This is a genomic window from Anaerocolumna sp. AGMB13025 (assembly GCF_029689925.1).
In the GTDB taxonomy this organism is placed as follows: Bacteria; Bacillota; Clostridia; order Lachnospirales; family Lachnospiraceae; genus Anaerocolumna.
In genome coordinates this window covers 943,426-955,675 of record NZ_CP121445.1, presented here as the reverse complement: position 1 = coordinate 955,675, position 12,250 = coordinate 943,426, and the positions used below count along the sequence as shown (strand labels likewise).

The following is a 12,250-nucleotide window of genomic DNA, read 5'->3' as shown; positions in this document are numbered from 1 at the left end:
GCTATGTCTTTTCGTACAAGCCCTTAATTATTCCGCAATCTCAAATTTATAACCGACACCCCAGATGGTCTTTATATTCCAGTCCGGATGATCTACGGTATCAAGTTTTGCCCTAAGACGTTTAATATGGGAATCAACTGTCCTGCTGTCACCGAAATAATCAAATCCCCATAAACTATCCAGCAGATTATCCCTGGTAAATACCTTGTTGGGGTTTTTAGCAAGCGTCCACATCGTTTCGATTTCCTTTTTCGTCAAGGACATTTTTGAACCATTAATATGTAGGGTATATTCGTCTAAATTAATAATCATATCACAAAGAGATATAATATTCCCGCTCTTTATATCCTTTTCTGTCCTGGTCATACGTCTTAGTACCGCTCTTACCCTGGCCATTACTTCACTTGGACTAAAGGGTTTTACTATATAATCATCGGCACCAATGTCCAGTCCCATAATACGTTCAAAATCTTCGCCTCTGGCTGTTATTAAAATAACCGGCACATTAGATTTTGCCCGAATCTTACGGCATACTTCATACCCATCTTCTTTTGGCATCATAACATCTAGCAGCACAGCGACTGGATTATGCTGTTCAAATAAACGAAAAGCTTCTTCTCCGTCATAAGCAATGATCGGTTCCAGTCCTTCCTTTTTTGAATATGTAGATAGCACATCTGTAATATCATGATTGTCATCGGCAATTAATATATATTGCATGGTGTCTTCCTCCGATTAAATTTATAACAATAAAAATTTTATCATTTTATATTTTATTTTGACATACGTCAATACTTATTATAGCCCATTTTACAGGTTAAAAACAAGAGTAAATGGCACAATATATATTAAAATTCTCCTTAAATTCTTACGTTTTTTTTAAGATTTTGCCATGTTTCTGACAAAAACTAGTATTATAGTAATTTTATGATAGGTGGGTGTGAAAAATTCTTTTTTTACTATTAAGTTTGCATTTGCAGACAGCCTGGGGAAGAATGACGATTTGGAGGACAACGCCATGAAAAAATCTTTATTTAAAAAGTGTCTTTTGGCACTTGGCTTGTATTTATTCTTCACTGTGATCATACCAATTCCCATTGCCGGCAATAGCATTATTGCCGAAGCATCCTCTGTGGATACTGAACAGACTGACATTAAGTTAAATGTCAGCAGTAAATCCCTTGTAAAAGATACTACTTTTGATCTGAAGTTATATAATATTTCAGACACCAATAAAGTGTCGTACAAGTCAGATACTGCCTCAGTCGCTACCGTTGATGATAAGGGTACCATTACCGCGGTTGATTATGGAACAGCAGTTATTACTGTGACAGTTAAAGCCGGACTTAAAACAATTGCTACTCTAAACTGCGAGGTAACCGTAGGGCCTCCGGCAATCAGTATTATTTTGACTAAAACAGATATTACTCTGACAGTTGGTGATAAGACTACGTTAACTGCAATTTTAAAGCCAAATAATACGGTGGAAGAAGCTAAATTCTCCAGCAACGATTCTACGATAGCCAATGTTAGTATTGGTGGAAGAATAACAGCTAAATCTGCTGGCGTTACCTATGTATTCGCATCAATCAGCAATGGTAAATATGATATGTGTAAAGTAACAGTAGTTGAAAAAGACACAAATACAAGTACTGAACCGGAAAAATCCGGTACTAATTAATAGGGAACAAAAAAACTGTCAGGTATTAATCTGACAGTTTTTTTGATATTTAAAAACTCGTTCCTCATCGTATTTCTTGAACTGTCTTAATCCCTTGGTCTTCTGAATTTGTCACATAAAAGATACTGTCTTCAATCCAGCAAATTGCCACTGTTTTACCTTCCATAATATCACCGCCGTTGGTTGCTCTGGCAGGTGAAGCTATACTTTTTCCATTAATAATATATCGGATTTCCCCAGATTCTCCAGTTTGGATTGTTTGTGAAACTGTTGCCTGGAGTCCTACTAAATCTTCTGCGCCTGGAAAAGCCGCATTTTTGACTTTTTCTAAGGGTTTAAGCACCAGCCGGTAAGCCAAAAAGCATATAACCAAACCGGTGGCAGCTGCAACAATAAGTATCACTGGAATGGGCAGCGCTGCTCTTACCGCCAGAAGTGTCCACCCGGTTCCGCCAAAACTGATTAAAAATAATTCTATTAAGATAGAGCTTAAAGGCAACGATACCTTATCTCCAAAAAATTCGGATTTCAAACCGTCCATTACAGCATCCAAGCGATTTCCCAGGAGAAAAGCTAGTATTGCAAGAGCCACTCCGATAAAAAAACTTATCTGATATAGTATGAGCATCTCTAACCCTCCTTCGTTTTTCCTTAATTTTATAGTCTGCTTAATACTATCATATGGCTATTAAATTAAACTTGGCTTATATAATTATTAAAATTAGATTAAAAAATAAAATTTGAATCCTTATTTAATATTTTGATGAAAAATAAGGCAAATATACTAAAAAATATCTGTAAATTTGGTCACTTGTAAGCGCTCCAAAGATTGACATTTAATACCTTTTGTGGTAAATTTAGTCTATCATCACTAATTATGGTATGATTTAATTTTTTAACGCACTAGGAGGCAATTATGAAAAAGGGTACAGTAAAATGGTTTAATGCAAAAAAGGGGTTTGGTTTCTTATCTGATGAAGAGGGTAATGACGTATTCGTACATTTCTCAGCACTGAATATGGATGGCTTTAAAGTATTAGAAGAAGGTCAGGCTGTTCAATTTGATGTTGTGAATGGAGAAAAAGGACCTCAGGCAGCTAACGTAACCAAATTATAATTTTTGCGGCTGACCTATAGTTATAATCATGGATCATACGTAATAATCAGAACAATTATAATATTAAATTAATTATACAGATTTATGCGTAAAGGTTATAACGAAAAGAGGATGTCTTGCTGATTGGATTACTCCAACTGCCGACATCCTCTTTTTTGTTCACAAAAAATGAACCAGGTGACAAAGCTCTAATAAAATCGAATTAATCAATATATACTGTACTATTTATTATCAACCTGCAACCGTATTTTGTAACTGAATTCTGCAACAACCTAACAACGGCTTTCTTAGTGTTTAAAATGTCTCATTCCGGTAAATACCATAGCAATCCCGTATTCATTGCATTTCTTAATAGAATCTTCATCTCGGATTGATCCGCCCGGCTGAATGATAGCGGTAATTCCTGCCTGGTGGGCAGCCTCTACACTATCATCAAAAGGGAAGTAAGCATCCGAAGCCAGTACAGCACCCTTTGTGGCATCTTCGCTGATTAATTCAGCCGCATGCTCGATACATTGTTTCGTCGACCATACACGGTTTACCTGTCCCGGTCCGATTCCGATGGACTGTTTATCCTTGGCAAGGGCAATGCCATTAGATTTCACAAATTTAACCACTCTCCAGGCAAATAACATGTCTTCCATTTCTTTATCTGTAGGTACCCGGTTTGTTACCGTTTTTAGTTCCTCTTCTATTAACAGTTTGCTGTCGATGGTCTGGACAATCAAGCCGCCGTTTACTTTCTTTAAGTCATAGGCATTTTCATCCTGAGGTACTTCAATATCCTTTAATTCCAGCACACGTACATTTTTCTTCGTCTGTAGTACTAAGAGGGCTTCTTCCTCATAACTTGGCGCTACGATGACTTCTAAAAAGACGCTTTTCATTTTTTCTGCCAATTCTAAGGTTACTTCTCTGTTCACTACTACGATTCCGCCATAGATTGATACTTTATCGGCTTCAAAGGCTTTTGTCCAGGCATCCAAAATGTTATCCGCACTGCCTACACCACAAGGATTGCCATGCTTGCAGGCTACTACCGTAGGTTCTGTGAATTCCTTTAACAGTTCCAGGGCGCCGTTGGTATCATTAATATTATTAAAGGACAATTCTTTGCCGTTTAACTGCACTGCATCCGTGATGGAGCCTTTTTTCTTACCGATTTCACGGTAAAAAGCTGCTTTTTGGTGAGGGTTTTCACCATATCTCATATCCTGAACCTTTTCAAAGGTCATGGTAAGGGTTTCCGGAAGTTCCTGATCATTTCTCTGTTTCTTTAAGTAATCAGCAATCATGGTATCATAGTTAGAGGTATGCATAAACACCTTCTGCATGAAATAAAACTTGGTATCTAAGGTTACTTTACCCTCCGTTTTTAACTGATTCAGCACCGTGTCATAATCCGCCGGATCAACCACTACAGCTACATCCTGATAGTTCTTGGCGGCTGAACGGAGCATAGTGGGACCTCCGATATCGATATTTTCCACTGCTTCTTCACGGGTTACGTTATCCTTTAATATGGTGGATTTAAAAGGATATAAATTAACGATTACCATATCAATGGTCTCAATCTTTAAATCCTCTAATTGTTTCATATGTTCTGGTTTGCTTCTCATAGCAAGGAGTCCAGCATGTACTACTGGATGCAGAGTTTTTACACGCCCGTCCAGACATTCTGGAAATCCTGTTAATTCAGATATCTCGGTGGCAGCTACACCGGCTTCTTTTAACTTACTGTAGGTACCGCCGGTAGAAATAATCTCCATGCCCAGTGACACTAATTCCTTTGCAAATTCTACAATTCCTGTTTTGTCTGACACACTGATTAATGCTCTCATAGTTACACCCATATGTATCGCAAGTCCTCTTGCGATACTGCCACGTAAAAATGTGAAACAAGTTCCACTGGTTGAAAGAATCATATTGTGGCACCTTTCTACTTTTTAATTTTCTTTCAACCTTTGAAAGAATGTATTGTGGCATTCTTTCTATTTTTTCTTTCAACCTTCCCGTCAGGACAAAGTGTTAAGAAGCTTAACACACTATTTTCTATAAGATTTGAGATGCTTTTAATAGTAGTACTCCGTTATGTCTGATACTATACCAATACTACTAACCTGTTTAAATCATCTGACAAATAGAAAACCGCCTGGGTAACCTGTGTGAACACTTATAATAAATATATAAGGTTACCAAAGGCTGCCCAGGCGGTCGGCTCAATATTATTTGTACTTCCCGTGGGTTAACTCCCACTTCCGCCAGTCATACAAATTCTTATTTTAGTTTACTATACTTTATCTTAAATTTCAATGAGTTTTTTAGGATGATTTCTGAATGTGCTAATTTATACAGTCTTGTGCAGATAATCTAAGTAATTACTATGTAATATGGAATTAATTTATTTTTCCTTTTCTAAAATAATAACATATATTTTCACTATAAATTAATAGGTTAAAACAATTCCAAAAACAACTAATTCTACACCAATAGCTACACAATGTTATTTATACTTTATTACAATAAATTAATACTATCACTTATTCCATTATATGGCAATCATTCTAGCAATTGAGCACATTACCTATACACCCGATAGAAAATAATCGTTACACATTAAAATATAGCCAAATTAATTTCCGAATACCAGCAAACCAAGAATTGAATAAATAAGATTTTTGTAATATAATGAATCACATAATAATTGGCTATACTAGGTTATTATGGATAAACCAGCCGCTTAAGATAAGGAGTTAGTCAGTATGAGAAAATTTAAATTTACGGATATTTTAATTGGATTTGTTTTTACCTTATTATTTATCTCCATCGGTGTTATTGCTGCCGTTAATTTCAGATTTATTTATTATTATGATATATCCCATTTAAAAATAGCAGAAACCTCAGGCATTGACCGACAGGTGATTATCGAGAATTATGACACCCTCATTGATTATAATTCACCGTTTTTTAAAGGTGATTTAAAATTCCCTACTTTGGCCGCTTCTGCCTCGGGATTACAGCATTTTAAAGAAGTGAAGAATATATTCGTATCCTTTTATTATGTTGGTTTTGCATCGTTAATTGCCGTTATTATCATTATCTTATATAAAATGCGGAAAAAAGACCGAAGTTACTTATTAGTATCCTCAATAACAGTTCTAGTCCTGCCAGCGGTAACAGCCCTTGGCTGTGCAATTAATTTTGATGCTGCCTTTGTTATATTCCATAAGATTTTTTTCAGGAACAACTACTGGCTGTTTGATCCGGTGACCGACCCGGTTATAACAATCTTACCGGATACATTTTTTCTCCATGAACTTATTGTTATTATTGCATTTGTTGTAATCGGCAGTGTCGTACTGTTTTTACTCTCCCGGAAAAAGGGAAGAAGAAGTTATTTTACCAACAGACATTATTAGAATGTCCTGTCATCGATAACCAGACTGATATCCTGACTAATCCCTTGCCTGAATTTACATCTGCTGCGTTGGCATCAGGCATACCTAGCTATTTATTTCAATTGTGATTATTAGTAAAAACAGGCTTTAGAAGAGTGTATCTCTTTCAAAGCCTGTTTATTTGTTACTCTATTATCTGTTAACTATTGTCTATTACTACATCTATTATTTGTTAACTACTATCCACTAATGTATCTACTATCTGTTATCTATTAATCCGATATTAAATTATTCCGAATTAAAAAACATTCTTATTTATCATAAATATTCAACAAACCGAGCTTCAACCCTAGGTGTTTTGCACCGCTAAACACATCCTAATCTATCCTATTAGAAATGAGCTTTCTGCCTGTGTTCAGCATGACTGATAATTATCATATATGGGTTATTTTTTATCTGTATAAAAGTAACTTGTCAGGGAAGAAGTTACTGGTTATTTTTTCCATCTACTGATAATCTTCTACAATTGTATCTGCAAAGCCTGTCGAACTGGATATTATTGCTACGTATATTCAGATATCTACTTTAAAAAATAATTCTACAGCTATTTACTGTTGCAACTATTTATCGTTACAACTATTTATCGTCACAACTATTTATCGTTATAACTATTTATCGTTATAACTATTTATCGTTATAACTATTTATCGTTATAACTATTTATCGTTACAACTATTTACTACTACCACTATTTATTACTATTATAAGGAAGACTTATCTTAAATTCCGTACCGATTCCCGGTTCACTGTCTACCTGTATATTACCGTTATAAAGTTCTACTATATGTTTTACAATGGATAGACCAAGACCGGTTCCGCCCTGTTTACGGGAACGTCCTTTATCTACCCGGTAAAAGCGCTCGAAAATGCGGGATAAGTGGTCTTTGGCGATACCAATTCCAGTATCCTTCACCCGAAGCACCAGTTTATTATCCTCTTCCATACAACTAATAGTAATATCCCCCTCTTCCGTATACTTTATGGCATTATCAAGCAGATTAATAAGCAGCTGCTTCATACGGTCGGGATTACAGATAAATGGCTTTAAATATGGCTGGGGTACAAAGATTACATTCACTTTCTCCGATACCTTGGAAGCTAACAGTTCAATAACAGAATTCACGCATGCATTCATATCACAAGGTATTGTCTCAAACTCGCGTTTTGATTCGATTTCTGATAAGAGGAGAATATCCTGTATTAAACTGTAGAGTCGTTCCGCTTCAATATCTATTATATCCAGGAACCGGTTCGCAATTGCTTCTTCCTTGATAGCGCCGCCTTTTAAAGTATCAATAAATCCCCTGATGGAAGTAAGGGGAGTCTTTAGTTCATGGGTCACATTGGATACAAAATCACTTCGGATACTTTCTAGTTTTTTAAGTTTTGTTACATCTTCTATAATTAATAACACGCCAAAGTACTGTCTTCCTTCCATTCCAAGAGGGGTAGCAGTTACACGTATATGACGCAGATCTCCCCTGGAAAACGTGCCTTCATGTTCAACACTCAAATTCGTTTCACGTACTTGATCGATTGCATCAAATACGGCAGCATTTCTTACAATATTATACAAGGACTGTCCTAAAACTTCCTTGTTTGATGGATTAACAATGCCGATAAAAGCTTTGTTATAAAACAGGATTTCATTGGAATCATCAATAGCCACAACGCCGGCTGTCATACTGCTTAACATGGCCTCCAGTTCGGCATTCCTTTGGGTTAAATTCTCTATTGTCTCTTTTAAATTCCCAGACATGACATTAAATGCCTCAGCTAGTTTCCCAACAACAGACCGGTCTCTGGTATAAATCTTTGTATTATAATCACCGTTGGATATACGTCCGGCGGCATTCGCAACCTCATGGATGGGTTTCGTCAAAATCTGTGTAAACAAAAGTGCCGCAAGAACCGCGATGATAAAGCAAATAAGTATAGCATAGATCATCGAATTAAGCATATGCCCATTTAAAGCTTTTAATTCGGCTAAAGGCAGAGAGATCCGAAGTACTCCGCCAAAATCTGCATTACTTACCGGTACGGCACTATAGGAATACTGCTGCCCCATGGTCTTTGAATACCGGTTCACCGTTATGCTCTGACCATTTAAAGCGGCCTTTACTTCCTCTCTGTTTTTATGGTTTTCTAATTGTGCATCCGTATCGGAATCTGCAAAAACCTCGCCGTTTCTGTTAATTATGGTAATTCGGAAATCGTATTTTTCTGCGTATTTATTCACAAAGTCTTCATAATCCTGGTGATTATGAAATTCCTCGTCGTCAAATATATCAGCCATTAATTTTGCCTGAGTAAGGTAATAGCTCTGACTCTGGTGGTAAATAAACTGATAGCCTTTACTCCAGAATATAAATGTAGAAATGCCGATAGCAAATAATATTATAGTCAAAAAGCTTATAAATAACTTTTTATGCATATCGAAATCCTCCCTTAGGCAAATTTATACCCCATTCCCCTTACTGTTTTAATATAAACCGGATGGCTTTCATCCTGCTCTATTTTTTTTCGTAAATTGCTGACATGAACGTCTACGGTTCTGGTCTCCCCAATATAATCATAACCCCAGACCTTTTCCAGCAGATTATCCCTGGTAAATACAATACCCCGGTTTTTAGCCAGCAGATAAAGTAACTCAAATTCTTTATAAGACAATTCTACCGGAACCCCTTTTACCGATACGGTTCTTCTGGCACGGTTAATTTCCAGATAATCAATAACGATTTTTTCTTCCTTTTCAGCTTCCTCAATTTCAAAACTGCTCTCACTTCTTCTTAAAACCGCCTTGATTCTTGCCAGTAATTCATGGACTCCGAAGGGTTTTACCAAATAATCATCAGAACCTACTTCAAGTCCGACAACTTTACTGATTTCATCACCTTTTGCTGTCAGGAAAATAACCGGCAGCGTGCGTAAAGCCTTATTAGCCCTGATTCTCCTTAGCACCTCGATACCGTCAATTCCCGGCAGCATCCAGTCTAAAAGTACAATGTCAACTTTTTCTTTATCCAATAAATCTAAAGCCTCTTCTCCGGTTTCTGCCTTGATTACATGGTAACCATCCCGTTCCAGATTATAAGCCAGTAATTCTAAAATATGTTCTTCATCATCAACCGCTAAGATTGTTTTCATATGAACTCCCATCTGTGCGCTCTTAGCGCACCTGAAAATCAGGATGTTGAAAAAGCAGCACATCTCAACCTAACGCCAAGTCTCCTGTTATAATGAACTTAATCCATTCAGCAATATTAGTGGCATGATCTGCCATTCTCTCCAGATACTTTATAATCATTAAATAACAAATACACTGTGGAACAGTTTTGGGGTCCTTCTGCATCATATCAGACAATTCTTCTGTAATCTTGTAAAAATAGCTGTCAACTTCATCATCTGCCGGTATAACTCCGGTAGCTTTATCAAGGTCTGCTTCTACAAAGCTGTCGATGGTATCAATTACCATCTTTTTCATGGCGCTGATCATTTCGGGTAAGTTTTTTGGTGGATTCGAATTCGGTAATTTACTTAAACGGATAATATACTCTGAAATATCGGAACATTGATCTGCAATCCGTTCAATATCTGTTATGATTTTCATTATAGAAGTAATTTTTCTTAGGTCAGTTGCAAGGGGCTGCTGTTTGGCAATTAAATTAATGCATTCCCGTTCAATGTGCTGTTCCAATAAATCAATTTCATCATCTCTTTTAATTATTTTTTTAGCAATCTCCACATCTGTATTATCCAGTGCCAGAATCATCTCATTCATGGATAATTCCAGTACACTTCCCATTTTAATAACATTGTTATTCAATTCTTCAAGTTGTGCAATAAAACTTTGTCTCATCATTTACTGGCTCCTATCTGCCTGTTATCAAGGCTTATTTTAATATGAAAAGCTTTTACACTTAGCTTTCATATTAGTATCTTATTCGGTTTATTCTTATTTTATTGTAAAGTTATTGAAAAACCGGAAGTACTTCCCTGGTATATACATCATATTACGTACTTTCGGCTTAATTTTCAAGTACTAAATCAACCAAATCTACCGGTAATATAGTCCTCGGTTTTTTTATTCCTTGGTTTGTTAAATATCTGCTCGGTTTCACCGTACTCAATCACCTCACCGGTTAAGAAAAAGGCGGTTTTATCTGATATTCTGCCGGCTTGCTGCATATTATGGGTTACTATAATAATTGTGTAAAATTGTTTTAACTCCGTTGCAAGATCTTCGATTTTTAAGGTAGAGATAGGGTCTAAGGCAGAAGTTGGTTCATCCATTAATATTACTTCCGGTTCAATTGCAAGAGTCCTTGCAATACAGATTCTCTGCTGCTGTCCGCCTGATACAGCCAGGGCACTTTTCTTTAATTTATCTTTTACTTCATCCCAGATAGCCGCCTGTTTTAAAGATTTTTCCACGATTTCATCCAAAGCATTCTTTTTACGGATTCCATGGATTCTGGGTCCATAGGCTACGTTATCATAGATGCTCATAGGAAACGGATTGGGCTGCTGGAATACCATTCCCACCCTGGTTCTTAGCTTAATTGCATCCATATCCTTATATATATCAACTCCGTCCATGGTAATTTCACCGGTAATCTTTACACCTTCTATTAAATCATTCATACGGTTGATTGTCTTTAAGAAGGTTGATTTACCACAGCCGGACGGTCCGATAAAGGCTGTAATCTGACCTTTTGGTATTTCCATATTTATATTTTTTAAAGCCTGGAAGCTGCCGTAAAATAAGTTTAAATCCGACACCGAGAATTTTGTTATGTCACTCACCTTTTTTCCTCCTGTTAATTCCTATTAGTTGGTTCCCTTTTTCTTTAAGAATACCCTTGTAATCATCTTTGAAGCTACATTTAAAGCTATAATTAATACCAGTAAAACCACTGCTATGGAACTAGCCGTAGCTAAGTCACCGGACTCCTTTATTAACCAGTACATTTTAGTGGTAAGGGTTGCCGCTGCTGCCTTGCCTCCTACTAATCCCCCCGGGATCTGGGCAACGGTACCAGCAGTCCAGATTAATGCTGCGGATTCCCCTACAATCCTTCCGATACTTAATATAATAGCTACCAAAATTCCAGGAAGTGCTCCGGGAAGTATTATTTTAGCTATGGTCTGCAGTTTGGTGGCTCCAAGTCCAAACGAAGATTCCCGGTATGCTTTCGGTATTTCTTTTAAAGCTTCTTCCGTTGTTGAAATAATGGTTGGAAGCAGCATAATACTTAAGGTTAATGCACCTGCTAATATGGAATACTGCATTTTTAACAGCTGTACGAATACAAGCATACCAAATAAACCATATATAATAGATGGTATACCTGCCAGGTTCTGAATGGCGAACCGGATCAGGCTTAATATTCTGCCGCGCTTCGCATACTCATTTAGATATATGGCGGAACTGATGCCAATGGGAGCTGCTATTACCAGGGACAGCAAAATAATATAAATCGTAGAAACCAGCATCGGAACAATACCTCCGCCTGGTCTAAGGACTTTGATACGGATCGTACCGGTTCCATCCTTGATTGCAGCGGCTGCCTCCTGTGGAGTCATTTTGTCAATTGCAGCACTGCCGGCTTTTAAAATTACGTCCTTTTCTTTTAAAGGATACGCTTCTTTTTTCATATTTGTAGCAGTTTTTACTGGGGAATCGCTGTCAATGTGAGAGATAATAATCTTCTCCCCATCCTGTGCCAAGGTAATTCCAAGTGATCCCACATAGGCTCCATTACTATTATTACCCGGAGCTTCTTTTGTCTCAATATTTACAAAGGTTGTTTTATCATCCCACATTCTGGTGACAAAGTTTAGATTAATACCTGGTATGCCTTTATATAGAATAAAACCGATGATAACAGCCAGAATCGCGACAGTTAATACTGTGGATAAATAAATCAATCCCTGTAAGGCGCCATCTTTTATTTTTCTGTTATTCCATTTTTTATTTTCCATCCTATTATG

At 36.9% G+C, this 12,250-nt stretch carries 11 protein-coding genes and 1 riboswitch; of the genes, 3 read left to right on the top strand and 8 right to left on the bottom strand.

What is annotated here, in order from left to right:
- Positions 1 to 27 precede the first annotated feature (27 nt).
- Positions 28 to 720, bottom strand: coding sequence for a response regulator transcription factor (locus tag QA584_RS04040; protein WP_278273221.1), 693 nt, complete (start codon positions 718 to 720; stop codon positions 28 to 30).
- A gap of 298 nt (positions 721 to 1,018) precedes the next feature.
- Between QA584_RS04040 and QA584_RS04035 the strand changes: the two genes are divergently transcribed.
- Entirely contained in the window at positions 1,019 to 1,681 is a 663-nt protein-coding gene (locus QA584_RS04035) for an Ig-like domain-containing protein (protein ID WP_278273220.1), read from the top strand.
- A gap of 64 nt (positions 1,682 to 1,745) precedes the next feature.
- Here the strand turns inward: QA584_RS04035 and QA584_RS04030 are convergent, their stop codons facing one another.
- Positions 1,746 to 2,309 (bottom strand): NfeD family protein, encoded by a 564-nt coding sequence (locus QA584_RS04030; protein ID WP_278273219.1) that lies wholly within the window; start codon positions 2,307 to 2,309, stop codon positions 1,746 to 1,748.
- A gap of 288 nt (positions 2,310 to 2,597) precedes the next feature.
- On the opposite strand from QA584_RS04030, the gene QA584_RS04025 reads away from it, so the two are divergent.
- Positions 2,598 to 2,798 (top strand): cold-shock protein, encoded by a 201-nt coding sequence (locus QA584_RS04025; protein WP_278273218.1) that lies wholly within the window; start codon positions 2,598 to 2,600, stop codon positions 2,796 to 2,798.
- A 287-nt stretch (positions 2,799 to 3,085) separates the two neighbouring features.
- Here QA584_RS04025 and purH read toward each other — a convergent pair whose 3' ends face one another.
- Positions 3,086 to 4,723 carry a bifunctional phosphoribosylaminoimidazolecarboxamide formyltransferase/IMP cyclohydrolase gene (gene purH / locus QA584_RS04020; RefSeq protein WP_331487832.1) on the bottom strand — a complete coding sequence of 546 codons (1,638 nt, stop codon included), beginning with the start codon at positions 4,721 to 4,723 and terminating at the stop codon, positions 3,086 to 3,088.
- Positions 4,724 to 4,995: 272 nt separating this feature from the next.
- Positions 4,996 to 5,077: riboswitch (ZMP/ZTP riboswitch) on the bottom strand.
- A 483-nt stretch (positions 5,078 to 5,560) separates the two neighbouring features.
- Here purH and QA584_RS04015 point away from each other — a divergent pair.
- Entirely contained in the window at positions 5,561 to 6,217 is a 657-nt protein-coding gene (locus QA584_RS04015) for a TIGR01906 family membrane protein (protein ID WP_278273217.1), read from the top strand.
- 727 nt (positions 6,218 to 6,944) lie between these two features.
- Here the strand turns inward: QA584_RS04015 and QA584_RS04010 are convergent.
- The 5 genes from QA584_RS04010 to pstA form a co-directional block, all read right to left on the bottom strand.
- A complete protein-coding gene (locus QA584_RS04010; RefSeq protein WP_278273216.1) occupies positions 6,945 to 8,690 on the bottom strand; it encodes a sensor histidine kinase in 1,746 nt (581 codons plus the stop codon).
- Between the two features lie 14 nt (positions 8,691 to 8,704).
- The gene (locus QA584_RS04005; protein WP_278273215.1) at positions 8,705 to 9,403 is read right to left on the bottom strand and encodes a response regulator transcription factor; all 699 of its coding nucleotides are present in this window, start codon (positions 9,401 to 9,403) and stop codon (positions 8,705 to 8,707) included.
- 64 nt (positions 9,404 to 9,467) lie between these two features.
- Positions 9,468 to 10,118, bottom strand: a complete 651-nt coding sequence (gene phoU, locus QA584_RS04000) for a phosphate signaling complex protein PhoU (RefSeq protein WP_278273214.1) — start codon at positions 10,116 to 10,118, stop codon at positions 9,468 to 9,470.
- A gap of 185 nt (positions 10,119 to 10,303) precedes the next feature.
- Positions 10,304 to 11,062 (bottom strand): phosphate ABC transporter ATP-binding protein PstB, encoded by a 759-nt coding sequence (gene pstB / locus QA584_RS03995; RefSeq protein ID WP_278273213.1) that lies wholly within the window; start codon positions 11,060 to 11,062, stop codon positions 10,304 to 10,306.
- A gap of 24 nt (positions 11,063 to 11,086) precedes the next feature.
- The gene (pstA, locus tag QA584_RS03990; protein WP_278273212.1) at positions 11,087 to 12,241 is read right to left on the bottom strand and encodes a phosphate ABC transporter permease PstA; all 1,155 of its coding nucleotides are present in this window, start codon (positions 12,239 to 12,241) and stop codon (positions 11,087 to 11,089) included.
- Positions 12,242 to 12,250 lie beyond the last annotated feature (9 nt).